This window comes from Pseudarthrobacter sp. HLT1-3 (genome assembly GCF_059383535.1).
Map to the genome: position 1 here is coordinate 88,073 of NZ_JBWZCJ010000011.1, position 23,864 is coordinate 111,936.

Genomic DNA, 23,864 nt, shown 5'->3' on the forward strand with positions numbered 1-23,864 from the left:
ATTCAGCCGACACCACTGGTTTAACCGGTCGCACGGAAGGGATCCACCATGCTCTCAGACACCTCACTTCCCGTCATCAAGGCAACGCTGCCTGTTGTCGGCGAGCACATCGAGGAGATCGCCAAACGCTTCTACAAACACATGTTCGAGGCGCGGCCGGATCTGCTCGATGGACTCTTCAACCGCGGAAACCAGGCGGACGGCCGCCAGCAGCAGGCACTCGCGGGTTCCATCGCGGCGTTCGCCGGGCTGCTGGTCGACAACGTGGACCAGGTCCCCGACCATCTCCTGTCCCGGGTCGCGCACAAGCACGTTTCGCTGGGGTTGAGCCCGGACCAGTACCAGATTGTCCATGACCACCTGATGTGGTCGATCGTGGATGTGCTCGGCGATGCCGTGACGCCCGATGTCGCCGCGGCGTGGGACGAGGTCTACTGGCTGATGGCGAACATGCTCATCAACAAGGAACGGGGCCTGTACAACGCGGTGCACCTCAGCCCGGAGACGATCTGGCGGACCTGGCGGGTGGCCGAGAAAATCCAAGAGACGGACGACGTCGTCAGGTTCGTGGTCGAGCGGATGGACGAGCGCGAGGTCAAGCCGTCCCTGCCCGGGCAGTACGTCACGATCAAGATGCGGATGCACGACGGCGTGCACCAGCCCCGGCAGTACAGCCTCACCAAGGCCGACGACGGGCAGCACCGGCAGTTCGCGGTGAAGCGGGTCCACGGACTTGAGACTCCCGACGGCGAGATGTCCAACCTGCTGCACAATGAGGTCCAGGTGGGCGACGAGGTGGTGCTCTCGGCGCCCTTCGGCGATGTGGTGCTGGAGTACACGGACCGGCCCCTGGTCCTGGCCAGCGCGGGGATCGGGATCACGCCGATGGCGGGAATGCTCTCGCACCTCGTCAAGTCCGGCTCCCAGCGCCAGGTGCTGATGCTGCACGCCGATGACAGCGAGGCGTCCTTCCCGCTCCGGGGTCAGGTCCGGGAGGATCTGGCCACCTTTCCGGACGGGACCTTGAAGACGTGGTATCTCAATCCCGCCGCGGGCGGGACGGCGTCCGACTCCGAGTTCTCCGGCTTTATGGACGTCGGGGCGGCGGATCTGCCCGAGGACGCCGAGTACTACCTGTGCGGCCCGCTGCCGTTCCTGAAGTCCGTCCGGAGTGCGCTGGTGGCCCGCGGCGTCCCGGCAAAAGACATCCAGTACGAGGTGTTCGGCCCGGACCTCTGGCTGGCCGACTTCCAGTAGGTCGCTGCGGGTCGCCCGGCGACACCGGGCGACCCGCAGCCCGCGTTAGCTAGTGGGTTGTCCGCCTGCGGCGGCGGTGGCTAGGCGACCGGTCGACGCCTGGCGGCCGCCAGCAGGACGCCGCCCAGTAGGATCGCTCCGCCGGCGAGTCCCGCCGTCGGGAGCAGCGAACCAGCGCCGGTGTCCGGCAGCTGGCCGGAGCCTGCCGGAAGCACCGGAGTCAGGGCGGCCGGAACAGCAGCCGGACTATCGGGTACCGGAGTCGCAACGGCCGGGGCGTCGATGGTGAAAGTCACGAGAAGCGGCTCCGAGGCGATGCCATCGACTGATTGGCTGACCGAAAGGATGTGCGTTCCCACGGCAAGGCCTGCCGGAAACGGTACACTCCAGCGCCCGCCAGTGCCGTCAACAGCTTGCCTTGCGCCCGCCGGTATCCCGTCTACCAGGACTGCAAAGTCGGCACCATCGATCCCCGTTCCGGAAATCTGCTCGGGGAGCGAGTCCTCGCTGAAATGCTCACCGTCCCTAATCGAAGAAACGGCCGGGGCTGGCGGCGTGACGGTGAAGTTCCGGGCGGCGGATGGACTGTCAGCAACGCCGCCGGAGGTTTGAACGCCGTTTACGGTAAGCCGGCCATAGACGGACCCATCCGCGGGCATGCTCCAGTGACCGTCGAGTCCCACGACGGCGCTACCTGCGGCATCGCCGGAGAAAATCACCCGGGCGCCAGGCGCCCCCGTGCCTCCTAGAGCGACGGGCTGTCTGACCTCCTCGCCCTCAGAGGGTGACGTGATCACCGGGGCCGCCAGGGAGGAAGGCGCCACAGTGACGCTGAATTCGACGGCGCCAGATCGGCTGAATCCGTGGACCGTCTCGGCCGAAAAGCTCAGGGCTCCGACGGGGAATGGTGCCACGAACGACCACTCCCCAGTGGAGTCGACAGGGACCTCAAGCGGCTGATGGCCGGCAACAGTAATCCGGACCTTGGAGTCGGCCGCCCGGGGCGAACCCGCGGGCGAGGGAACTCGCCCCCTGATGAGGTCTCCGGCGGCTACGGACGCGCCTTCCGGCCCCACGAGCTCGGGCTTGTTCAGGAACAACTGGAGCTGCACGGCCGTCGGGAACTTGGTGAGGGCGTCCTCGAGCGTCGTCGCGATGGCGAAGTTCGCCCCGGATGTCTCGCCGGCCGAATGTGTGCCGACGGCGAAGTTACCGCTGATCCACGGTCCCCCGGAGTCTCCGCCGCTGGACTGGACGTTCCTGGAGAGGAAGCCGCGGAAGGCCCGCAGGTCCGCCGCCGCGGTGGTTCGTCCGCCCACGACGTAGATGCCGGTTTCCTCCACCTGGCCGCAGGACCAGCCTGCAGTGCGTCCGGAGCGGCACACTTCCTGGCCCTGGAATGGGGAAACTGTGCCAATGATCTTCACTGCGGTGGCGCTCGGGTTGGCTGGAGCTGCCCAGGTGGTCGCGGCCGCTTGAAGGTCGAGCCCGGCGTTGAGTTTCTCGATGACCGCGATATCGGTCCCCACATTGCCGGGGGCTTCTTCGGTGCCCGAGATCCAGGAGTTGAGCGGTCCGCCGAACTGGCTGAAGCCGAAGCTGCCGAGCGGGACGAGAGTGCCGGGCAGGGGCGCCGACCCGCCCGCGGTGGCGGAGGTCGGCGGCTCCAGCTCGGTGATCAGGGCCCTACCGTCCTCGGCGCAGTGCCCGGCCGTCAGGACGACCGGCAGTCCCGCCGCGCTGAACGCGCCAAATCCGGTCGAGCAGATGGTCTTCCGGTCGACGGCATAGCCCTCCCCGCCGTAGACATCCGCCTCGGTGGCGGCCGGGGGCCCCTGCTCCAGCTGGACGTTCGCGTAGCGGGCCACGAAGTCGGCCGGGGAGACTTTGCCGGGCGCCGCGGGAGTCGCGTTCGCGGTTGCGGGCTCCCCGGCGGTCGGGGTCGTGGTTGAGGGCGCGGTCTGCGGGTTTGGAGCCTGAGAGACGCCGGTTTCCGCCGCATTCGTCCCGCCGGTGCGGATGATGAAGCGACCGCCGGAATAGGCCACTGCCTGCAGTCCGGCCGGACCGACCTCGCGGACATAGGCCTGGAAGAGGTGATCGGTGTTCGAGGCCACCAGCTCCGCCGCGGAGGGGACATTCGCGGGAGGCGCCGAGGGATCCGCCGAAGGGGTGACGGAAGGGGTGACGGAAGGAGATGCCGAAGGGCCAGCGGAGGGATCAGCGGAAGGCGCAACAGCCGGCGCCACGAGGACGAACACTGCTGCGGTTCCGGGTGCGTTCAGTTCATCGACGCGGGCCTGCAATTCGGCGCCGCTGCCTTCGACGGCAATCCTGCCGTCCTGCAGGCTGATCCCGACGTAGCCGGGGAGCTCCCGCAGGGAAGGAACCGCGTCGGCGGCGGTCCTGGCGAGCTGGCCAGCGGCGTTGAACTCCTCGAGGGTCATGCCCAAGTCGCGCTGGACCGCCGCAGCGAGTCCGGCGTCGCTGATTTCCGGAGCTCCTGACGGAGCCGAAGCCACAGTCGGAGCGATCGCGGTTGCGGGGCTGGTGCCCGGCGCGATTGCACCTGCCGGGCCGGGCGCCACTGTGCCGGTTGCCGCCGTCGGCGACACGGCTGGGGCGGGGTCGGCTCCCCCGGCCTCGGCCATCGCAGGAACTGCATAGAACGATCCCGCGAGCGCGATGGCGGCAGCCGCCACCGCCCGCACTGTCAGCTGATACCTCGGAGTCTTCACCCGGTCACTCTAGCGCCCCAATTTGGCCAGAATGGCAGTCAGCTCCCAGTCCGTTACGCCATTGTGCCGTAAGAAATCCCGGGTCCTCACGCTCCGGACAAACCGCAACAGGCTTTCCACCCGGGCTTCGAGCACCGGCCCGAGGACCTCCTCGGGCAGATACCGCTCATGCGGATGCGGAATCCCCGACACCCGGTGGTGCTCGTTGATGCCCCGCATGGCGCGCTCGTAGCCGCGGGCAATGGCATCCTCGCCCGCCCCGGCCAGGTCCTGGAGCATGGCCGCGATCATCCCGCTGCGGTCCCGGCCGGCGGAACAATGGATCACGACGCCGCCGCGCGCCGCCGCCACGGCCCGGAACACCGCGGCCAGCTTGTCGGGGAAGATCCGGGCATTGTCCGGGTACGACGCCGGATCGTTCAGGTAGGGCACACAAAGCTCGCGGAACTCGCTGTTGCCGGGGTCCTCGGTGGGGGCGTGCACGACGGCGAACGCTGCCAGGATCTCGCCGCTCACCTGGGGGTCGGTCTCGCGGCGGCGGATCTCGTCCGGGTTGCGGAGGTCGATGACCGTCCGGATGCCGCCGTCGTACGCCTGCTGCCAGCCGGCGTCGGTGAGCCACTCGCGCCGTCCCATCCGGACCACGCTGCCGGCCACCTGCCAGGCGTTGACCGCCCCGTCCCAGTCCACCGCTCCGGGGTCCACTGCTCCGGGCACGATCATCCCCCGGGCTCGGTCTCCGCGCGCGTGAGGGATCATCATCCTGACAGCTAAGCACACGTCCCGGCGTCGATCCACGGGCGGGGATTCACGACAAACCACCAACTGAAAAGTTCCCCACATTAGGGACTATAGGCATGGTGCGGGTCGGGAACGTCCGCGTAAGGTGACGGTGAACCCGGTAGCCGCCGGGCTCTTTTGGGTTTGCCTGCCGCCGGGACTGGGTCACTAATTCGCGTGTCACAAGCTCACGGCGCAGGGCGCTGACCCTACGTGCTACTGAGGGGAACACCATGGGAATTTTGAAACTTCGTCGCCGTAAAACGGCGGTGGCTGCCGGTCTCGCCACTCTCGCATTGGCTGCCGGTCTGGCTGCGGCCCCGGCGCAGGCCGTGGACAAGACCAAGTACATCGCGCTCGGCGACTCCTACGCCGCGGGTCAGGGCGCGGGACCGTACAAGAACGATCCTTGTTACCGCAGTGAGAACACCTACTCCGAACTCGCGGCTGACACCAAAGCCATCAAACTGATCACCAACGCGGCCTGCAGCGGCAAGACGACGCAGCAGGTCGTTGCCACCCAGCTGCTCCAGCTGAACACAACCACACAGCTGGTGACCATCACGGCCGGCGGCAACAACCTCGGGTTTGGGAAAATCGTCACCAGCTGCGGCTCTACCGATCCCATCCTTATTGCGGCGTGCGCCAAAGCCACCACTGACGCGATGGACCAGCTCAGCGGACCGCTGTCCGCTGACGTGGCCGCGATGATCCAGAGCGTGCAGGCGGCCGCGCCGAACGCCAAGATTGTGGTGACCGGCTACCCCTACCTCTACGACCCGTTCAACCTCAATCCGGCCGATCCGATGACCCCGTTCATCCTCCAGGCCGCTGCCCTGGCTGACGGACTGAACGGATCCATCGCCGCCGCCGTCGACGCCACCGATACCGAGACCACCGAGATACAGTACGTCGACGTCAGGACCGCTTTCGCCGGCCACGGCATCAACTCGGACGAGCCGTGGATCAACGGCGCCATCCCGGACAGCCCCGCCGACAGCTTCCATCCGAACGCTGAGGGCTACGAGGCGTACTACACGGCACTGAGCGAGGCCGGAGCTTATTCGGCACCCTAGCGCCGTTTCGCCAGCCTGAATTCAAGGGCGTTCCGGACCATCGGCCACTCGTGTTCGAGGATGGAGTACACCACGGTGTCCCGCAGTGAGCCGTCGCGGCTGCGGGTATGGCTGCGGAGCACCCCGTCCTGCTTGGCGCCCAGCCGCGAGATCGCCTCGCGGGACTGGTGGTTGAGCCAGTGCGTCCGGAACTCGACGGCGGGGCAGCCCAGCGTTTCGAAGGCGTGCCGCAGCAGCAGCAACTTGGAGTCCGGGTTGCTGCCGCTGCCGTGCACGGACGCCGCGTTCCAGGTGGAGCCGATCTCCACCCGGGGCGTGGCGGCGTCGATGTTCATGTAGGTTGTCATCCCGACCATCCGGCCCGGTCCGCCGGTGGCGGGGTCGATCAGCCGCGTGGTGAAGGGCAGCATGGAGCCGCTGTCCTGCAGGGCCAGGCGCCGTTCGATCTCGGCGGCCATCTGCTCCGGGGCGGGCACGCTGGTGTACCAGAGCTGCCAGAGTTCGCCGTCCCGGGCCGCCTCGACGAGACCGTCGTGGTGGTCCGGGCTCAGCGGCTCCAGAACAACGTATTGGCCGGTCAGGGTAATGGGGGCGATCGCCGCCCGGTCCAGGGAAGTCACCGCACCATCTTAGGCGGAGACAGAAGCGGGTGCGGACGCCCCTCAGGACGCCCGCACCCGCTTATTATTTGGCCGGCCGCCGACCGGCCAGCGGTCAGCTGGTCCAGTCGAAGAAGCCCTTGCCGGTCTTGCGTCCGAGTTCGCCGCGGGCGACCTTGTCGCGCAGGATCTGCGGCGGCGCGAAGCGTTCCCCCAGGGTCGAGGCGAGGTATTCGGCGATGCCGAGGCGGACGTCCAGGCCCACGATGTCGGTGGTCCGCAGCGGTCCGGTGGGGTGCTTGTAGCCCAGGACCATGGCGTTGTCGATGTCCTCCGCGGATGCCACACCCTCCTCGACCATCCGCATTGCCTCGAGGGCGATCGCGACGCCGAGCCGTGAAGAGGCGAAGCCGGGGGCGTCATTGACGACGACGGCGGTCTTGCCGAGCGCGTCGACCCAGCCGCGGGCGGCCTGGGCCAGCGGCTCGGAGGTGTGCTCGCCGAGGACGACCTCGATCAGGGTCGACGCCGGGACCGGGTTGAAGAAGTGCAGGCCCAGGAAGTTCTCCGGGCGCTGCAGCTCGCGGGCCAGCGCGTTGACCGAGATGGACGAGGTGTTGGAGGCGAGGTACGCGTCGGCGTTCAGGCGTTCCTCGATCCCGCGCAGCGAACTGACCTTAAGGTCCCAGTCCTCGGGGACGGCCTCGATGACCAGCTGGCGGTCCTTGAAGTCGTCGTAGTCCACCGTCACCGAGAGCCGCGAGACCATTTCGTCCAGGTTGCCGTCCGTGGCGCCGCGTTCGATGCTCTTGGCCGCCGCGGATTCCACCCGCTCGCGGGCGGCCTCGGCTGCTTCCTCGTCGCGCTCGACGACGAGGACGTTGGCGCCGTTGATCAGGAAGGCGTGCGCGATGCCGGCCCCCATCCGGCCGCCGCCCAGGACGCCGACGTTGGCGGGCAGGTTCGCGGGGAGTGTGGAGTTGCTCATGGTCAGTTCTTCTTCCGGTCTGAATCCTGCTCGGACTTCTTGGCTGACTTCTTGGCGGCCTTCTTATCGAGGAAAGCCTGCATGCGGTCGAATTTGGCCTGGGATTCAAAAAGGATTCCCTGCGCCAGCTCATCGATCAGGGGGTGCGCCTCGGCGGGCGCGTGGAACACCGACTTGGTGATCCGGACCGCGAGCGGGTCCTGGCCTGCGATCCTGTCGGCGAGGGCGTGGGCCGCGGCCATCAGTTCGGGGGCCTCGTGGATCTCGGTGATGAGGTTCACGGCGAGGGCCCGCTCGGCGCGCAGCACCGTGCCGGCCAGCAGGATTTCCTTGGCCACCGGCTCCCCCACCAGTTCCTTCAGGCGCCAGCTCGCACCGGCGGCGGCCAGGATCCCCAGGCCGGTTTCCGGGTTGCCGATCCGCACCGAGGGGGTGCCGATCCGGAAGTCCGCTGCGTACGCCAGCTCGGCGCCGCCGCCCAGGCAGAAACCGTCCAGGGCCGCAATGACCGGCATCGGAAGCTTGGCGATCCGCACGAAAATCGTGGAGTTAATACCCCGCAGGGCATCGTCACGGCGGCGTTCGCGCAGCTGGCCGATGTCCGCGCCGGAGGCAAAGATGCCCTCGGTGCCGGCAACGATCAGCACCTTCGGGGTCTGCTCCAGCGCGGCGCAGACGGCGTGCAGCTCGTCGACCATCTGCTGGTCGATCGCGTTGCGGACCTCGGGCCGGTTCAGCAGCACCACCAGCCGGTCCTCGCGCTCCTCGACCTTCAGCGTGCTGAAATCCTGCGGGTCCAGACCCGTCGCGGCGGCCACTAGACGCGTTCCAGCAGCATCGCGGTGCCCTGGCCCACGCCGATGCACATGGTCGCGAGGCCGATCCGGGCGTCCTCGCGCTCCATCCGGCCCAGCAGGGTGATGGCGAGCCGTGAGCCCGACGACCCCAGCGGGTGCCCCAGGGAGATCGCGCCGCCGTCGCGGTTTACAATCTCGGGGTCCAGGCCGAGCCGGCGCATGGTCGCGAGCGACTGGGTGGCGAAGGCTTCGTTGAGTTCGACGGCGCCGAGGTCGCCGACGCTCAGACCGGTCCGGGCGAGCACCTTCTGGGTGGCCGGGACCGGGCCGATGCCCATGATTTCCGGTTCGCAGCCGGCGGAGGCGCCGTCGATGATCCGGGCGCGGGGCGTGAGGCCGAGCCGTTCGATGGCGGCTTCGGACGCGACGATGATGGCGGAGGCGCCGTCGTTGAGCGTGGAGGAGTTTCCGGCCGTGACGACCGAGCCGCCGGCGACGACGGGGCGCAGGCCCGCGAGGACGTCCATCGTGGTGCCGGCGCGCGGGCCCTCGTCGGTGTCTACGACGGTTTCGCCCTTGCGGGTCTTGACCGTGACCGGGACGATCTCGTCGGCGAAGCGGCCGGCGGCGATGGCCGCGAGGGAGAGTTCGTGGGAGCGGACGGCGAAGGCGTCGGCGTCCTCGCGGCTGATCCCGTCCACGCGGGCGACTTCCTCGGCCGTTTCCGGCATCGAGTAGGTCATCTTGCCGCCGCGGGAGAGCTCACCCTTCTGGAACAGCGGGTTCACGAAGCGCCAGCCGATGGAGGTGTCGAAGATCTGGCCCGGCTTCGCGAAGGCGGTCTGCGGCTTCTCCTGGACCCAGGGGGCGCGGCTCATGGATTCGACGCCGCCGGCGATCACGATGTCCGCGGCACCGGACTTGATCATCTGGCTGGCCATGATGATGGCGCTCAGGCCGGAGGCGCAGAGCCGGTTCACAGTGATGCCCGGGATGTGCAGCGGCAGACCGGCCAGGACGGTGGCCATCCGGGCGACGTTGCGGTTTTCCTCGCCGGCACCGTTGGCGTTGCCCAGGATCACCTCATCGATGCTCTCCGGGTCCAGCCCGGCACGGGCCACGGCTTCGCGGACCACCAGGGCGGCCAGGTCATCGGGGCGGACCGCGGAGAGTGCCCCGCCGTAACGGCCCACTGCCGTGCGGGCACCGCCTACGAGAAATGCCTGTGGTCCTGCTGCTGCTGATGCCATGGGTACACCCTTCACGCGATAAACGTCGCTGTCATCGAAAGAATTCTCTTCGGCCGCGGCGTCTGCGGTCGACCCGCTGGCGCGCCAATTTACTGACCGTTCGTTCTATAAAGATTACACTGCGGGGCAAGGCGGTCAACCGCCGCGCCGCTGGATTACGCGACGACGACGCCGAGATGGCTCGCCATCAGCGGGGCCAGCAGGCCGAGCTGGTAGTCGTCGATGACGAGGCCGGCGAGGCTTTCCAGCCCGCTGATGGCGCGGAAGTCGGTGCCCCGGATGTCGAAGTCCTTCAGCCGGGCGCCCGCGACGTCGAGGGTGCCGACGGTGCAGTTCTTCAGCGCGACCCGGGTCGCCGCGCAGGAACCGAGGTCCAGTTCGTTGATGATGCAGTCGCTGATCTCCACGTCGGTGAGCTTGGAGCCGCGCAGGTTCACGTAGTCGAGCTTGCCGCCGTCGATCCGCACGGACTGCCAGCCGCTTTCGTAGAGTTCCGCGGAACCCCAGCGCGGGTTGCCGATCTCGACGTCGCGCAGGGTGCTCCGGGGCGCTTTGAACACGGGGGCGTAGACCTCGGCCAAAATGCAGTCGCGGAAGCTGGCGCCGCGCAGCTGGGTCTCGTTGAAGGACACGCCCTGGAAGTCGCATTCGGCGAAGTCGGTGCCGCCGAGCTCCAGCCCGTCGGCCGATGCCCTGCTGTACCGGACGCCGTCGTACCGCTCCCCCGACTGGAAATCCGGGGAGGGGTCGTCCCGGAGGTCCGCCAGCCGCACGGGGCTGAGCCGGGGCGGGGTGACCTTGTGCGCTGTGGTGCCACGCGCCGTGGTGCCACGCGCCATCAGAGCGACTCGGCCTTCGCCGCGATATCGGCCAGGTCCTTCGCGAGGGCCTTGCGGGTGATGCGCATGCCCAGTTTTCCGAACAGCCCCATCGCCAGTCTGCTCCACCGGGTGGGGTTGACCAGGTCGGCGCCGAAGGTCAGGGTCAGGTCGGTACCGCCGTCGCGGTCTGCCAGCGTGAAACGTGTGGTGTAGTCGGCCCCGCCCTGGAGCGCCTTGACCGTGGTGCTCCGCGGCGGGTCGGTCTGCGCCACCCACATCTCCACGGTTTCGGACCGGCCCATCATGGTGCGGGTTTCCTTCCAGCGCGTCCCCTCGCGGTACGGGCCGTCGCTCAGCATCTGGACTGAATCGATCCCGGAAAGGGTGGCGGCCGAACCGGGGATGTCGGAAATGACCGCCCACACCTTCTCTGCCGGGGCGTTGATGTGCTGGGTCAGGCTGGTTGTGTGGTCCATGGAATCGAGCCTAGCCCGGCCCCGTCGAAGATTTCATCCTCCGGCACGGGATTAACCCCTTTGGATCCCCTTGCGATCCGGCTGAACTCGTGAAGCGAGGACACGCAGGGATCCGCCACGTCCTGGAGCGGGGTCCAGCTGGATCTGAAGGCACGCCGAACCGGGGCTCACCGCTACTCTGTTTTGATCCTGGATGGGCTCTTGAATTAGTAAGCATGCTTTGTGTTATGGTGAATGAACATTGAATTTCAACCGGAAACGAAAGGTGGTTCACACCATGGGTATCGGAGACAAGATTCAGAACGAAGCGGAGCACCTGGGCGGCAAGGCCAAGGAAGCCACCGGAAACGCGACAAACAACGACGAATTGCGCGCGGAAGGCCAGAAGGACCAGGTTGTAGCCGACGCCAAGAAGGTCGGCGAGAACGTCAAGGACACCTTCAAGAAGGATTAGTCCTGAACCAAGTCGGCGGCGTCGGACATTCCTTTGGGGGATGCCCGGCGCCGCTTTCGTGTGGGCTGGAGATGCTGCTCCGGGCGCGCGAAACTTGCTGTCGCACCACTCCACGGGACGTAACCGCCCCGCGACCGCCCCAGCCCATCGATTCGCCACAAGTGGCCGCTAATCCACCCCCAGAGCGGCCATCATCGTCCAATCGATGCAACCTCCGCCCCGCCACTGCCGGCACCGACCGCCCCGCCCGGGGCCACCGTTTCGCCACACATGGCCGCTATCCCGCCAACAGAGCGGCCATCCTCGTCCAATCGATGCAACTTCCGCGCAACCACCGCCCCGCCGACCGCCCGAGGCCACCGATTCGCCACACATGGCCGCTATCCCGCCACCAGAGCGGCCATCCTCGTCCAATCGATGCAACAACCGCGCAATCACCGCCCAACCACCGCCCCGCCGACCGGCCCGGCCCACCGATTCGCCACAAGTGGCCGCTATCCCGCCCCCAGAGCGGCCATCCTCGTCCAATCGATGCAACCTCTACCCAACCACCGCCCCGCCGACCGGCCCGGCCCACCGATTCGCCACAAGTGGCCGCTATGCCGCCCCCAGAGCGGCCATCTTCGTCCAATCGATGCGTCGAGAAAGGGTTGCGACGAAGCGGCCCTGTCAGGGCGACTCCCCTCGATTTCGTGAGATTCTCGGGGAACAGCATCCGCCGACGGAAGGCACGCACCATGACGATCATCGACCTCAGTGCGGCCGGCAGTGCGGCGGGCCCCGCACCGGCCACCACCGGATCGCGGAACCTGCGCGGCTACCTGGCCGAACCTGAGGGACCGGGCCCGTTTCCCGCTGTCCTGATGATCCACGAGGCGTTCGGCCTTAACGACATTTCACGGCGCCAGGCCGACCGGCTTGCACGGGCCGGCTACCTGACGCTGGCGGTGGACTTGTTCAGCGACGGCGGAATGCGCCGCTGCATGGTCTCCACAATGCGCTCCCTCACGTCCGGCAACGGCAAGGCCTTCACGGACCTGTCCGATGCGCAGGCCTGGCTGGAGCGGTCGGGGCGGACCAACGGCAAAATCGGCGTCATCGGATTTTGTATGGGCGGCGGGTTTGCCCTGCTGATCGCCGGGGACGGCTTCGACGCGGCGGCCGTGAACTACGGCGGGCTGCCCAAGAACCCCGAAGAGGCACTGCTGGGCGCATGTCCCGTGGTGGGCAACTTCGGCAAGGCCGACCGCACCCTGCCAAGAGCAGCGGCGAAGCTTGAAGCCGTCCTGGACAAGCTGGGCATCGAAAACGACGTCAAGGAATTCGAAGGCGCCGGCCATGCCTTCATGGACGACGCCGAGGTTGGCCCGCGCGCGCTCCGGCTGCTCTTCCGCGTCATGGGCATCAAGCCGGACCCCGACGCCGCGGAAGAAGCCTGGCAGCGGATCGAGGACCACTTCGCCCGGCACCTTGGAAAAGCCCTTTAGCCCGACGCGCCGGCAGCAGAGGCCAGGCAACGGTTCGAGGACCATTTCGCGGCGGGACCTTGAGAACCACCCACGTGGTTCAAGCGGTGCATCCACGTAGCCCGGGTTAAATAATCGAGTACTTCTTACTCATAAGTTTTCTTCAGCCTCATTCATAGACTCCAGTAACACAGGTAGCGGGGGTATGGGGCTTCCGCTGCTTGTGGACGGACACGTCTGTATCGGGAACGCATGACAAAAGGGGAGCGCCTCGGCGCTCCCCTTTTGTGTTAACCCCGGACGGTGACAATCGCCGTCGTCGTACTTCTGTGGACTTAGTTGAAGAGTGCGTTCTTCGGTTCGTTGTTCTTGACCTTCTGCCAGCCGAGCCACAGCAGGAGGGCGAAGAACGGGATTGTCGCCAGGGTCCAGAGGCCGAGGTGGAAGACCTCGCCGGTCTTGCTGGTCATGGTGTCGAAGCCGATCAGGATTGTGATGAGCAGCAGGGCAATCAGGCCGGCCCAGCTGGCCCGGGTTCCGCCGGGCGCGGGCAGGGCCGAGACCTTGCCCTTGGTCTTGCGCAGCGCGATCTGGCTGGCGAAGATGGCGCCCCAGGTGAAGATCACGCCGATCGACGCGGAGTTCAGCGCCAGGTCGAAGGCGTGCGAGCCGCCGAGCCAGATGTTGAGGAGGATGCCGACGAGGTAGACGCCGCCGATCGCCAGGATGGCGGCGTACGGCACGTGGCTCTTTGACATCTTGGTCAGCCACTGGGGAGCATGTCCATTGTTAGCCATGGTGCGGAAGACCCGGCCGATCGAGTACAGGCCCGAGTTGCAGGAGGACAGCGCGGCGGTGATGACGATCATGTTCATGACATCGCCCATCCAGCCGAGGCCCATCTGGCCGAACACGGTGACGAACGGCGAGGTGCCGGCGACGTACTGGTCCGAGGGCAGCAGCATGGCCAGGAGGGTCACGGAGCCGACGTAGAACACAACGATGCGGAATACGACCGCGCGGATGGCCTTGGGCACTTCCTTGGCCGGGTCCTGCATCTCGCCGGCGGTGATGCCGACGAGCTCAATGCCGTTGTAGGCGAAGATGACGGCGTTGAGGACCAGGATCATGACCAGCGCACCCTTGGGGAACATGCCCCCTTCGGCGGCGAAGAGGTTGTTGACCGAGGCATTGCCGTCGCCCACCTGCGCGTTGGTGACCACCATGAAGGTGCCCACGGCCAGGAAGATGAGGATGGCACCGACCTTGAGGCAGGAGGCCCAGAACTCGAATTCACCGAACGCCTTGACACTCATGAGGTTCACGCCCACGAGCAGCAGCAGCGCCGCGATCGCGGACAGCTCGACCGGCACGTTGGGGAAGAAGAACTGGAAGTACAGGCCGATGGCGATGAGCTCGGCGATACCGGTCATGGCCCAGTTGATGAAGTACATCCAGCCGGACACATAGGCGCCCTTTTTGCCGAACATTTCGCCGGCGTAGCTGACGAAGGAGCCCGAGGTCTGGCGGTACATGATGAGTTCGCCCAGGGCACGCATCAGCAGGTAGGCGATGACGCCGGCAATGGCGTAGGAGAAGATCAGCGCGGGGCCGGTGGAGGCCAGGCGCCCGCCGGCACCCATGAAGAGGCCGACGCCGATGGCGCCGCCCATCGCGATCATGGTGACCTGACGTCCGCTCAGGGACTTTGCGTAGCCCTCGGCGCTGAGGGTCGAGTCGACGACGGCGGGTTGCGCCGGCCGGCTCTTGAGTTCTGTGGGGGTGGGTGATGACACAGCTGTATTCCTTGTAGGTCGAGGTATGGCCGGGAAAGGACCGTGGGTTCAGGTACACAAAATTCGGACTTGAGGCCCTTGCGGGGCACAAGTCATGTACCGAACCTCACAAGTGTCGAAGTTCGCGCGGCTCATTAATCGTACTAGCCTCAAGGGCTCGACAGTGACGCGGACAACATCAGGCGGACTTCATGCCCAATTAAAAATTCCACCCGGGCCGTATTGCCGAACGATGTTCGGTCCAAGGCCGACGCCGGCCCGGTGGATCCGTCTGTTGGGCGTCGGTCACGCCAGGGCGCCGTCGCGTTACGCCAGGGCGCCGTCGCGCATGGCATACCGGAGCCAGGTCCCGGCCGCCGCGCCGGCACCGGGCCCGTGCCGGGCGCCGTGCGCGTTTGCGCTTTTTTTGGCACACGCGTCGAACCATTCCCCCAGCGCCCGGTCGTGGCTGACCATGACCAGGGTCCCGGCGAAGTCCGAGAGGGCCGACTCCAGCTGCTCCACCAGCACGGGCGCGAGGTGGTTGGTGGGCTCATCGACGAGCATCGTGCCGTACCCGCCCAGCAGGAGCCGGGCGAGTGCCAGCCGGCGTTGTTGTCCGGCGGACAGGCTGCCCACCGGGACGTGGAATTCGCTGGTCCGGAAGAGCCCGAGGCGGAGCAGCGCCTCGGCGTGCTCGTCGATGTTGCCGCCCAGGCCCGCGGCGAAAGCCGGCAAAAGTCGCAGCCCCGGGCGCTGCGGGAGCTCCAGCTCCTGCTGCAGGTAGCCGATCCGGCCGTGCCGGACCACGGTGCCCGTGGCCGGTTCCAGCGTGCCCGCGAGCACGGCGAGTAGCGTGGACTTGCCCGCACCATTGGGACCGGTGATGAGGATCTTCTGGCCCGACTCCACGCGGAGGTCCGTCGGTTCCAGGCGCCCGGGCACCGTCACGCCGCGGGCTTCAAGAGCGGGCCCCGCAGCAACGTCCGCCCGCAGGTCCGTCGCCAGCTTCAGGGGCACCGGCGGGCGGTCGATGGGGCTTTCCTCCAGCCTGCGGAGACGCTCCTGGGCATTGCGGACCTTGCTGGAGGCAGCCTTTTGCCACGTGCCGGCCTTGAAGTCGAAGCCCATTTTGTCGTTGTCGCGCTGGCGGGCGTAGCCCATCTTCCCCGCGACCGTGTCCGCCTGGAGCCGTTCGGCAGCCATCGCATCCAGCCAACCGTGGTACTGCTGCGCCCAGCGCTCGCGTTCGGCGGCCTTCTCCCGCAGGTAGCCTTCGTAACCGTTGCCATACCGGTTGACCGTCCGGCGTTCGGCGTCCACTTCAATCACGGTAGTGGCCACTTTGCGCAACAGGACCCGGTCATGGGAGACCACCACCACGGTTCCGCGGTGCGCCGCCAGCCGCGCCTCCAGCCAGGCCGTCCCGCTGGCGTCAAGGTGGTTGGTGGGTTCGTCCAGCAGGAGGATGTCCGCGGGATCCGCCAGCACGCAGGCCAGTGCCACGCGTTCCTGTTCCCCGCCGGAGAGCGAGCCCAGGGTCCGCATCCGGTCCAGCCCGCCCAGGCCGAGCCGGTCCAGCGCCGCCTCCACCCGGGATTCCGCTGCGTAGCCTTCCCGGAGCTGGTACTGCGTCTGCAGGTTTCCGTAGCGCTCCAGTTCGTCCGCTTCCGCGCCGGCGAGCCCGTCCTCCAGGCGGTCCAGCTCGGCCTCCATTGCGCGGAGGGATGCCAGTGCGGCGTCGATCGCGTTGCTCACGGTGAACGCGTCCGGCAGGCCGAGGGTCTGGGCGAGATAGCCCACGCGGCCCTGGCTGACGGCGGTGCCCTCGTCCGGGGTCTCGAGCCCGGCCAAAATCCGGAGCAGGGTGGATTTGCCGGCGCCGTTTTCGCCGACGATCGCCACATGCTCACCGGCGGTGATGGCAAGGTCGACGTCGGCAAAGAGCTGACGGTCCCCGTAGCCATGGGATACGCCCGAAAGGCGGAGATGTTCGCTCAAGGAGTCCTCGCAAGTAGGTGGCGGGCCTACCCGTCGGCGGCCCGCGTCGTCAAGTATGACACCGTCGACACTACTGAGGAACTGGGGCGGATGCCGCCGCCGGGCGGGCTCAGGCGGCGGCGGGCGGTACCGCCGTCGGGCAGGGGCTCAAGCTGGGGGGCTCAGACGGCGGCGAGCGCGACCGCCTTCTTCCGGCGGGCCTTCGCCAGCCGTGTGCCGATCAGACCCTGCCGGGGGCTGAACAGATAGACGACGGCGAACGCGGCGCCCTGCGTCAGGACCACCATGGCGCCGGAGGCGGTGTCCAGATAGTAGCTGAGGTAGATGCCGGCGATGGAACACAGCGCGGAAATGACCGGGGCGATCACCAGCATGCGGGAGAAGCGGTCCGTCAGCAGGTAGGCGGTGGCCCCGGGAATGATCAGCATGGCCACCACCAGCACCACGCCCACGGTCTGCAGCGCCACCACGGAGGTCAGCGCCAGCAGGCCCAGCAGCAGCGCACCCAGGCGCTTCGGGGACAGCCCGATCGCGTGGGCGTGGACGGGGTCGAAGGCGTAGAGCGTCAGGTCCCGGCGCTTGAGGATCAGGATGGCAAAGGCAACCACCCCCAGCACGAGCACCTGGATGAGGTCGGGGATGCTGACGCCCAGCAAGTTGCCGAAGATGATGTGGTTGAGGTCGGTCTGGCTCGGCGTGACGGAGATCAGCACCAGGCCCAGGGCGAAGAGCGAGGTGAACACGATGCCGATTGCCGCGTCCTCCTTCACCCGGCTGGTGTTGCGGACCACCCCGATCAGGGTCACCGCAATCAGCGCGAACACCAGCGCCCCGAGGGCAAACGGGGCCCCGACAATGTAGGCGAGCACCACCCCGGGCAGCACGGCATGGGACACGGCGTCGCCCATCAGCGACCAGCCGATAAGCACCAGCCAGCAGCTCAGCACGGCGCAGACGATGGCGGCGAGCGCCGTGGTGACGATGGCGCGGACCATAAAGTCATAGCTCAGCGGTTCCAGCAGGAGGTCGAGGAAATCCATGGCTCAGTGCCCTCCCGGCTGGCTCGAAAGGTCAGGGCTCGAAAGGTCAGGGCTCGAACGGTCCGCTCCGGGAAGTCCGGGGTCCGGCACGCCAGGTCTCGCCGGGCCGCGCCCGGCAGGGTCCCGCCCGGCAGGATCCCGCTCGGGAAGCTCCCGGTTGAGGACGTCGAGGCCGAACGCCTTGGCCAGGTGCTCCGGCTGCAGCACGACCTCGGGCGGGCCGTGCATCAGGACCCTGCGCATCAGGAGCACGGCCTCGTCGCAGAGCTGGGGCAGCGCGTGCAGGTCATGCGTGGAGACAAGGATGGTGCAGCCGTCCGCGGCGAGCTCCTTCAGCAGGCGCGTGATCGTGGCTTCGGAGCGCTTGTCGACGCCGGCGAACGGCTCATCCAGCAGCATCATGGTGGCACCCTGCGCGATTCCCCGGGCCACGAACGCGCGCTTCTTCTGGCCGCCGGAGAGCTGGCCGATCTGGCGGCCGGCGAACTCGGACAGTTCCACCCGGTCCAGGGCGAGGTCGACGGCGTCGCGGTCCGCTTTGGACGGGCGGCGGGTGAAGCCCTGGTGCCCGTAGCGGCCCATCATCACCACGTCGCGGACGGACAGCGGGAACTGCCAGTCGACGTCTTCGCTCTGCGGGACGTAGCCGATCCCGCCACGTTTGCGTGCCTTGGCGGGTGGTTCGCCGTTGATAAGGACGCGTCCGGCGTCGGGCTTGACCATTCCCATGATCGCCTTGAACAGCGTGGACTTCCCGGAGCCGTTCATGCCCACCAGTCCGCAGATCCGGGCGGCCTCAATGGTCAGCGAGGCGGCGTCGAGCGCCAGGACCTCCCCGTAGTGGACGGTGACGTTCTCCACCAGAATGGCTGGACTGCTCATGATGCCGCTCCCGTCAGGCCTTCGGTGATGAGGTTGGAGTCGTGCCGGATGAGGTCCAGGTAGGTGGGGACCGGTCCGTCCATTTCGGATAGCGAATCCACGTACAGCACGCCGCCGAAGCTCGAACCGGTGGCTTCCACCACCTGGCGCATCGGGGCGTCCGACACCGTGGACTCGCAGAAGACAGCGGGGACCTTGTTGGCTTTCACGAATTCAATCGCCTTGGTGATCTGCTGCGGGGTTGCCTGCTGTTCGGCGTTGACGGCCCAGATGTAGACCTCCCGCAGGCCGGCGTCGCGCGCCAGGTAGGAGAAGGCGCCCTCGCAGGTCACCAGCGCCCGCTGCGCCTCGGGGACGGTGGCGAGCTTTTGGACCATTTCGTCCTTGACCGACTGCAGCTGGGCCTTGTAGGCCGCGCCGTTCGCCTCGAAGGCCGCCGCATTGTCCGGATCGAGCTTCGAGAACGCCTTCACCATGTTGTCCACGTAGAGCTGGACGTTCACCGGCGACATCCACGCGTGCGGATTCGGCTTGCCCTGGTAGGAGTCTTCGCTGATGGACAGCACCTCCACGCCTTCGCTCACCACGGCATGCGGAACGTCCAGCCCCTCAACGAACTGCGCGAACCACGCCTCAAGGTTCAGGCCGTTGTCCAGGATCAGGTCCGCCTTGGAGGCCTTGCGGATGTCCCCCGGGGTGGGCTCGTAGCCGTGGATTTCGGCGCCGGCCTTGGTGATGGACTCGACCTGCAGCTTGTCCCCTGCCACGTTCTGCGCCACGTCGGCCAGCACGGTGAAGGTGGTCAGCACGACGGGCTTGTCTTTGCCGGAACCCGCGCCTGCGCCCTGGCCCGAGGCGGCACTGCCGCACGCGGCCAGCGACAGCCCGAGCAGAAGGGCGACAGCGGCTCCGGCGGCCCGAAGGCCACGGGTTCGGCGGACAACTTTGGCACACCGAAACGAATTATTAGGCATACCGAATATTATACGGGAGTCGACCGTTCCGCTACGGCGCTAGGCTGGTGGCATGGGCACCGTTCTCCGCACACCTCCCGCGCCGCGGCCGGAACTCTACCGGTTCTCGCGGCTCGATTTCGTCACGGCATGCCTGTATGTGGCAGTGGCCGCTTTCTTCGCTGTGGCCGGCGGACTGCTGGTTCCGCTGCTGCTGCAGCTGTCGCCGAACCCGGCGGTGGCGTCCTACTCCGTCAACCTGATCTTCTATGGCAGCATCGGCATCCTGGCCCTGGCCGCGGCCCGGCACGTTGCGGCCCGGGACCTCAGGGTTCTCGCCACCCGGCCCTGGTTCACGCTGCTCATGGTCCCGCTGGCCGTGGTGGCCATGATGATCCTCACCGCCGTCCTCGTCTCGCTCACGGGCCCGGTGCAGATGTCCGCGAACCAGGCCGGCCTGCAGGCGCTGATGCAGCAGGTGCCGGCCTGGCTGATGGTGCCCCTGCTGGTGTTCGTGGGGCCCTTCGTGGAGGAGTACATCTTCCGCCACCTGCTGATCGGCAAGCTCAGCCGGCGGGTCAACATCTGGGTGTGCTGTGTGCTGTCGGTGCTGCTGTTCTCGGCGCTGCACATTGTCGGGCAGGAGGAGCTGACCCTTCCGGTGCTGATGCCGTACCTGGCGATGGGCGTGGTCCTGGTGTTTGTCTACGTCTGGACCGGCCGGAATGTCATGTTCTCCTACTTGGTGCACGCCTCGAAGAACCTGCTGGCGGTCGTCTTTATCTACGCCATCCCGCCGGAACTGATGGAGCAGCTCCAGCAGATCCAGGGCTGACCCAACCAACGCGGGGTCACCTACGGCCCATTCCGGCGGCCACCATGGGCGCTAGGTGACCCCGCGTTGCTTAGGGTGGTGTTGGTCGGGTGACGGGCGTGCCGGGATGGCACCGCCGCCCCCTACCGCCGCCGGCGCCGACGTCGTAGTTTCTTTCCATGACACTCAACATCCAGATCGTCGTCGACTGCCGGCATCCGCATGAGCTCGCCGATTGGTGGGCCGAGACCCTCGAGTGGGCGGTGGAGCCGCAGGACGCGAACTTCATCCGCTCCATGATCGGGCAGGGCTTCGCCACGGAGGACGAAACCAAGCTGCACAACGGCAACCTCGTGTGGGCCACCGGCGCCGCCATCCGCCCGCCCGCGGAACTCGACGCCAGGCCGCCGGCCCAGCGGATTCTGTTCCAGACTGTGCCGGAAGACAAGACCGTCAAGAACCGGATCCACTGGGACGTCAACATCGCCGGCGCGGACAAGGACACGGTCCGGACCGCCCTCGAAGCGCGTGGCGCGACCTTCCTCTGGACCGCCAACGAGGGCCCGCATTCCTGGCACACCATGGCGGACCCGGAAGGCAACGAGTTCTGCATCAGCTGAGGCCATTACTAGACTCGGACTGTGAGCAACGAAATCCCCGCCAAGGTATCCGACGTCTTTGACCCGACCCGCTGGCGCACCGTGACCGGCTTCGACGACTTCCAGGACATGACCTACCACCGGCAGGTGGAGCGTTCCGCGGACGGCACCGTGGTCCGCGACCTGCCCACGGTCCGCATCGCCTTCAACCGGCCCGAAGTGCGGAACGCCTTCCGCCCCGGCACCGTGGACGAGCTGTACCGCGCCATGGACCACGCCCGGATGACCCCGGACGTGGCAACGGTGCTGCTTACCGGCAACGGACCCTCCGCCAAGGACGGCGGCCACTCGTTCTGCTCCGGCGGCGACCAGCGGATCCGCGGCCGCGACGGCTACCGCTATGCGGAGGGCGAGACCCAGGAGACCATCGACCCGGCCCGCGCCGGCCGGCTGCACATCCTCGAGGTCCAGCGGCTCATGCGCACCATGCCCAAGGTGGTGATCGCCGTCGTGAACGGCTGGGCGGCCGGCGGCGGGCACTCGCTGCACGTCGTCTCGGACCTGACCATCGCCTCCCGCGAGCACGGCAAGTTCAAGCAGACCGACGCCACGGTGGGCAGTTTCGACGCCGGCTACGGCTCCGCGCTGCTGGCCCGCCAGATCGGCCAGAAGTCCGCCCGCGCAATCTTCTTCCTGGCCCGCGAATACTCGGCCGAGGACATGGTCCGGCTCGGTGCCGTGAACGAGGCCGTGGACCATGAGCGGCTCGAGGACGTGGCGCTGGAATACGCCGCGGACATCGCCCGGCAGTCCCCGCAGGCCATCCGGATGCTCAAGTTCGCCTTCAACCTCGCCGACGACGGCCTGGCCGGCCAGCAGGTCTTCGCCGGCGAAGCCACCCGGCTGGCCTACATGACGGACGAGGCGGTGGAAGGCAAGGACGCGTTCCTGCAAAAGCGCGACCCGGACTGGTCCAACTTCCCGTACTACTTCTAAGGCGGCCCTCGTGACATCCGGAGCTGTGAACATCGAGCCGGCCCTCACTGCGCTGGCCGCTGCCCTGCGCGGTGAGGGCCCCGCCGTCGAACTTTCCGCCGGGCCGGACGGCTCCCCTGTCGTGCAGCTGGTCGACACCCCCGGGGTTGAGGACGCCGCCGTCGTGGTGCGGACCTCCGGCTCCACCGGCACGCCCAAGGCGACCGTGCTGACCCTCGACGCGCTGGCGGCCTCCTCGATGGCCACCGCCCTGGCGCTCAAAGGCGAGGGCCAGTGGCTGCTCGCCCTGCCCGTGCAGTACGTGGCCGGCGTCCAGGTGCTGGTCCGGTCGCTGTTCGCCGGCACCCGGCCGTGGGCGATGGACCTCAGCGGCGGATTCACCCCCGAGGCCTTCACTGCCGCGGCCCTGGAGCTCACGGACAAGCTGCGCTTCACCTCGCTGGTGCCCACCCAGCTGCAGCGGCTGCTGGACGCGCCCTCGGCCGAGACCCTCGCAGCGCTGCGCCGCTTCAACGGGATCCTGCTCGGCGGCGGTCCGGCGGCGCCGGAGCTGCTCGCGGCGGCGCGGGATGCCGGCGTGCGGGTGGTGGCCACCTACGGCTCGGCCGAGACTTGTGGCGGCTGCGTCTACGACGGCGTCCCGCTCGACGGCGTCCAGGTCAGGGTGGCGGAGGACGGACGGATCCTGCTCGGCGGGGCCACCATCGCCGCCGGCTACCTGGACGCGCCGGAACTCAGCGCGGCGACCTTCGTGGAGGACGGCGGCGTCCGCTGGTACCGCACCAACGACCTCGGCGAGCTCGACGCCGACGGGACGCTGACCGTCCTGGGCCGGGCCGACGACGTCGTGATCACCGGCGGCGTGAAGGTTTCGGCCGCGCATGTCCAGGCGGAGCTGGAGAAGCTCGACGGCGTCCGCGCCGCCTTTGTCGCCGGCGTCCCCTCCGCCGAGTGGGGCCAGGCCCTCGCCGCGTACGTGGCGGTGGCGGACAGCTCGCCGGAGGGCCTCCGGGGCTTCACCGCGGGGGCCGCGTGGGCGGGGGCGCTGGGCAGCCTGGCGCCGAAGACCGTGCTGGCCGCCGGTGAGCTGCCGATGCTGCCGAACGGTAAACCGGACCGCCTGTTGATGACGGTTCGGCTCACAGAGCTGCATCAGGGAAAATAGATAAGCCGGGCACTCCCGGCGCCGCCAAACCAACACGAGGTACTGAAACGTGGCTACAGCCGCTCAATGGATCCAAGGCGCCCGACTGCGCACCCTGCCGGCCGCGATTGCGCCTGTCCTGATCGGCACGGCGGCCGCGTACGAGCTGGACGCGTTCCTGCCGCTCAACGCCGTGCTGGCCGCGTTGGTGGCGCTGCTGCTGCAGGTCGGCGTGAACTACGCCAACGACTACTCGGACGGCATCCGGGGCACCGATGAGGACCGGGTGGGACCGCTCCGGCTGGTCGGTTCCGGCGCCGCGAAGCCCGAGCACGTCAAGTACGCCGCGTTCGCCGCGTTCGGACTGGCGATGGTGTTCGGCCTGGCGCTGGTCATCCTCTCCCAGGCGTGGTGGCTGATCCTGGTGGGCGTGGGCTGCGTCCTCGCGGCGTGGGGCTACACCGGCGGGAAGAACCCGTACGGCTACCTCGGCCTGGGCGATCTGTTCGTTTTTGTGTTCTTCGGTCTCGTGGCCACGCTCGGTACGACCTACACGCAGGCGGGGCAGATCAGCCTCGCCGCGATCATCGGCGCGATCGGCACGGGCCTCATCGCCTGCGCCCTGCTGATGGCCAACAACGTCCGCGACATCCCCACCGACCGGAAGGCCGGAAAGAAGACCCTGGCCGTGCGGCTCGGCGACAAACATGCCCGGGAAAGCTACGTGCTGATGCTGGCCGTCGCGATCCTGCTGCCGATTGTGCTCGCGCCCGGCCGGCCCTGGATGCTGATTGTGCTGCTGCTGATCCCGGCCAGCCTGATGCCGTCCTGGCTGATGATCTCGGGCCGGCGTCGCAAGAGCCTGATTCCGGTGCTCAAACAAACCGGGCTGATCAACCTCGGCTACGCGGTGCTGTTCTCAGTCGGCCTGGTCGTCAGCCACGGGTTCTAGGACCGC

At 67.7% G+C, this 23,864-nt stretch carries 22 protein-coding genes; 9 read left to right on the top strand and 13 right to left on the bottom strand.

Translation table 11 applies throughout. The annotated features are described in order from the left end of the window. Positions 1–48 precede the first annotated feature (48 nt). A complete protein-coding gene (locus AC50X9_RS11505) occupies positions 49–1,257 on the top strand; it encodes a globin domain-containing protein (RefSeq protein ID WP_494893655.1) in 1,209 nt (402 codons plus the stop codon). 80 nt (positions 1,258–1,337) lie between these two features. Here the strand turns inward: AC50X9_RS11505 and AC50X9_RS11510 are convergent, their stop codons facing one another. Next, complete coding sequence (locus AC50X9_RS11510) at positions 1,338–3,995, bottom strand: S1 family peptidase (protein ID WP_494893657.1); 2,658 nt, start codon at positions 3,993–3,995, stop codon at positions 1,338–1,340. A 9-nt stretch (positions 3,996–4,004) separates the two neighbouring features. After that, positions 4,005–4,718, bottom strand: a complete 714-nt coding sequence (locus AC50X9_RS11515; protein ID WP_494893778.1) for a tyrosine-protein phosphatase — start codon at positions 4,716–4,718, stop codon at positions 4,005–4,007. Between the two features lie 290 nt (positions 4,719–5,008). Between AC50X9_RS11515 and AC50X9_RS11520 the strand changes: the two genes are divergently transcribed. Then, positions 5,009–5,851, top strand: a complete 843-nt coding sequence (locus AC50X9_RS11520; RefSeq protein ID WP_494893659.1) for an SGNH/GDSL hydrolase family protein — start codon at positions 5,009–5,011, stop codon at positions 5,849–5,851. Here AC50X9_RS11520 and AC50X9_RS11525 read toward each other — a convergent pair. The 6 genes from AC50X9_RS11525 to AC50X9_RS11550 all read right to left on the bottom strand — a co-directional run bounded on the left by AC50X9_RS11525 (position 5,848) and on the right by AC50X9_RS11550 (position 10,782). After that, positions 5,848–6,471: a GNAT family N-acetyltransferase gene (locus tag AC50X9_RS11525; RefSeq protein ID WP_494893661.1), complete on the bottom strand. Its 624-nt coding sequence runs from the start codon at positions 6,469–6,471 to the stop codon at positions 5,848–5,850. The two genes, AC50X9_RS11520 and AC50X9_RS11525, sit on opposite strands and share 4 nt — an antisense overlap. Before the next feature lie 94 nt (positions 6,472–6,565). Then, the gene (locus AC50X9_RS11530; RefSeq protein WP_494893663.1) at positions 6,566–7,438 is read right to left on the bottom strand and encodes a 3-hydroxyacyl-CoA dehydrogenase family protein; all 873 of its coding nucleotides are present in this window, start codon (positions 7,436–7,438) and stop codon (positions 6,566–6,568) included. Between the two features lie 2 nt (positions 7,439–7,440). Beyond that, on the bottom strand, positions 7,441–8,256 hold the full coding sequence (locus AC50X9_RS11535; RefSeq protein WP_494893665.1) for an enoyl-CoA hydratase/isomerase family protein: 816 nt from the start codon (positions 8,254–8,256) through the stop codon (positions 7,441–7,443). Next, positions 8,256–9,485 carry a thiolase family protein gene (locus AC50X9_RS11540; protein WP_494893667.1) on the bottom strand — a complete coding sequence of 410 codons (1,230 nt, stop codon included), beginning with the start codon at positions 9,483–9,485 and terminating at the stop codon, positions 8,256–8,258. Before AC50X9_RS11540 ends, AC50X9_RS11535 begins: the two co-directional genes overlap by 1 nt. A gap of 155 nt (positions 9,486–9,640) precedes the next feature. Beyond that, complete coding sequence (locus tag AC50X9_RS11545) at positions 9,641–10,324, bottom strand: pentapeptide repeat-containing protein (protein ID WP_494893669.1); 684 nt, start codon at positions 10,322–10,324, stop codon at positions 9,641–9,643. Next, positions 10,324–10,782 (bottom strand): SRPBCC family protein, encoded by a 459-nt coding sequence (locus tag AC50X9_RS11550; RefSeq protein ID WP_494893671.1) that lies wholly within the window; start codon positions 10,780–10,782, stop codon positions 10,324–10,326. Before AC50X9_RS11550 ends, AC50X9_RS11545 begins: the two co-directional genes overlap by 1 nt. Before the next feature lie 277 nt (positions 10,783–11,059). Between AC50X9_RS11550 and AC50X9_RS11555 the strand changes: the two genes are divergently transcribed. Both AC50X9_RS11555 and AC50X9_RS11560 read left to right on the top strand, forming a co-directional pair. After that, on the top strand, positions 11,060–11,236 hold the full coding sequence (locus AC50X9_RS11555; RefSeq protein ID WP_069949555.1) for a CsbD family protein: 177 nt from the start codon (positions 11,060–11,062) through the stop codon (positions 11,234–11,236). A 737-nt stretch (positions 11,237–11,973) separates the two neighbouring features. Then, positions 11,974–12,723 (top strand): dienelactone hydrolase family protein, encoded by a 750-nt coding sequence (locus AC50X9_RS11560; RefSeq protein WP_494893674.1) that lies wholly within the window; start codon positions 11,974–11,976, stop codon positions 12,721–12,723. A 314-nt stretch (positions 12,724–13,037) separates the two neighbouring features. Here the strand turns inward: AC50X9_RS11560 and AC50X9_RS11565 are convergent, their stop codons facing one another. From AC50X9_RS11565 to AC50X9_RS11585, 5 genes are all read right to left on the bottom strand, one after another. Further along, entirely contained in the window at positions 13,038–14,498 is a 1,461-nt protein-coding gene (locus tag AC50X9_RS11565) for an amino acid permease (RefSeq protein ID WP_494893679.1), read from the bottom strand. 306 nt (positions 14,499–14,804) lie between these two features. Next, entirely contained in the window at positions 14,805–16,478 is a 1,674-nt protein-coding gene (locus tag AC50X9_RS11570) for an ABC-F family ATP-binding cassette domain-containing protein (RefSeq protein ID WP_494893681.1), read from the bottom strand. Positions 16,479–16,639: 161 nt separating this feature from the next. Beyond that, entirely contained in the window at positions 16,640–17,518 is an 879-nt protein-coding gene (locus AC50X9_RS11575) for a metal ABC transporter permease (RefSeq protein WP_494893685.1), read from the bottom strand. Positions 17,519–17,521: 3 nt separating this feature from the next. Next, complete coding sequence (locus tag AC50X9_RS11580; RefSeq protein ID WP_494893692.1) at positions 17,522–18,400, bottom strand: metal ABC transporter ATP-binding protein; 879 nt, start codon at positions 18,398–18,400, stop codon at positions 17,522–17,524. Further along, positions 18,397–19,374 carry a metal ABC transporter substrate-binding protein gene (locus AC50X9_RS11585; RefSeq protein ID WP_494893697.1) on the bottom strand — a complete coding sequence of 326 codons (978 nt, stop codon included), beginning with the start codon at positions 19,372–19,374 and terminating at the stop codon, positions 18,397–18,399. Before AC50X9_RS11585 ends, AC50X9_RS11580 begins: the two co-directional genes overlap by 4 nt. Before the next feature lie 52 nt (positions 19,375–19,426). Between AC50X9_RS11585 and AC50X9_RS11590 the strand changes: the two genes are divergently transcribed. The 5 genes from AC50X9_RS11590 (at position 19,427) to AC50X9_RS11610 (ending at position 23,858) form a co-directional block, all read left to right on the top strand. Then, the gene (locus AC50X9_RS11590; RefSeq protein WP_494893699.1) at positions 19,427–20,188 is read left to right on the top strand and encodes a CPBP family intramembrane glutamic endopeptidase; all 762 of its coding nucleotides are present in this window, start codon (positions 19,427–19,429) and stop codon (positions 20,186–20,188) included. Positions 20,189–20,346: 158 nt separating this feature from the next. Next, positions 20,347–20,787: a VOC family protein gene (locus AC50X9_RS11595; RefSeq protein ID WP_494893701.1), complete on the top strand. Its 441-nt coding sequence runs from the start codon at positions 20,347–20,349 to the stop codon at positions 20,785–20,787. Positions 20,788–20,808: 21 nt separating this feature from the next. After that, positions 20,809–21,762, top strand: a complete 954-nt coding sequence (locus AC50X9_RS11600; protein ID WP_494893703.1) for a 1,4-dihydroxy-2-naphthoyl-CoA synthase — start codon at positions 20,809–20,811, stop codon at positions 21,760–21,762. A 10-nt stretch (positions 21,763–21,772) separates the two neighbouring features. Beyond that, positions 21,773–22,927, top strand: coding sequence for an AMP-binding protein (locus tag AC50X9_RS11605; protein WP_494893705.1), 1,155 nt, complete (start codon positions 21,773–21,775; stop codon positions 22,925–22,927). 49 nt (positions 22,928–22,976) lie between these two features. Next, on the top strand, positions 22,977–23,858 hold the full coding sequence (locus AC50X9_RS11610) for a 1,4-dihydroxy-2-naphthoate polyprenyltransferase (protein ID WP_494893707.1): 882 nt from the start codon (positions 22,977–22,979) through the stop codon (positions 23,856–23,858). The last annotated feature ends 6 nt before the right edge of the window (positions 23,859–23,864 follow it).

Coding starts and splice junctions, on each gene's coding strand:
- AC50X9_RS11505 (WP_494893655.1), top strand. CDS start 49: ATGCTCTCAGACACCTCACTTCCCGTCATCAAGGCAACGCTGCCTGTT.
- AC50X9_RS11515 (WP_494893778.1), bottom strand. CDS start 4,718: ATGATCGTGCCCGGAGCAGTGGACCCCGGAGCGGTGGACTGGGACGGG.
- AC50X9_RS11520 (WP_494893659.1), top strand. CDS start 5,009: ATGGGAATTTTGAAACTTCGTCGCCGTAAAACGGCGGTGGCTGCCGGT.
- AC50X9_RS11530 (WP_494893663.1), bottom strand. CDS start 7,438: ATGAGCAACTCCACACTCCCCGCGAACCTGCCCGCCAACGTCGGCGTC.
- AC50X9_RS11540 (WP_494893667.1), bottom strand. CDS start 9,485: ATGGCATCAGCAGCAGCAGGACCACAGGCATTTCTCGTAGGCGGTGCC.
- AC50X9_RS11545 (WP_494893669.1), bottom strand. CDS start 10,324: ATGGCGCGTGGCACCACGGCGCGTGGCACCACAGCGCACAAGGTCACC.
- AC50X9_RS11550 (WP_494893671.1), bottom strand. CDS start 10,782: ATGGACCACACAACCAGCCTGACCCAGCACATCAACGCCCCGGCAGAG.
- AC50X9_RS11555 (WP_069949555.1), top strand. CDS start 11,060: ATGGGTATCGGAGACAAGATTCAGAACGAAGCGGAGCACCTGGGCGGC.
- AC50X9_RS11560 (WP_494893674.1), top strand. CDS start 11,974: ATGACGATCATCGACCTCAGTGCGGCCGGCAGTGCGGCGGGCCCCGCA.
- AC50X9_RS11575 (WP_494893685.1), bottom strand. CDS start 17,518: ATGGATTTCCTCGACCTCCTGCTGGAACCGCTGAGCTATGACTTTATG.
- AC50X9_RS11580 (WP_494893692.1), bottom strand. CDS start 18,400: ATGAGCAGTCCAGCCATTCTGGTGGAGAACGTCACCGTCCACTACGGG.
- AC50X9_RS11585 (WP_494893697.1), bottom strand. CDS start 19,374: ATGCCTAATAATTCGTTTCGGTGTGCCAAAGTTGTCCGCCGAACCCGT.
- AC50X9_RS11590 (WP_494893699.1), top strand. CDS start 19,427: ATGGGCACCGTTCTCCGCACACCTCCCGCGCCGCGGCCGGAACTCTAC.
- AC50X9_RS11595 (WP_494893701.1), top strand. CDS start 20,347: ATGACACTCAACATCCAGATCGTCGTCGACTGCCGGCATCCGCATGAG.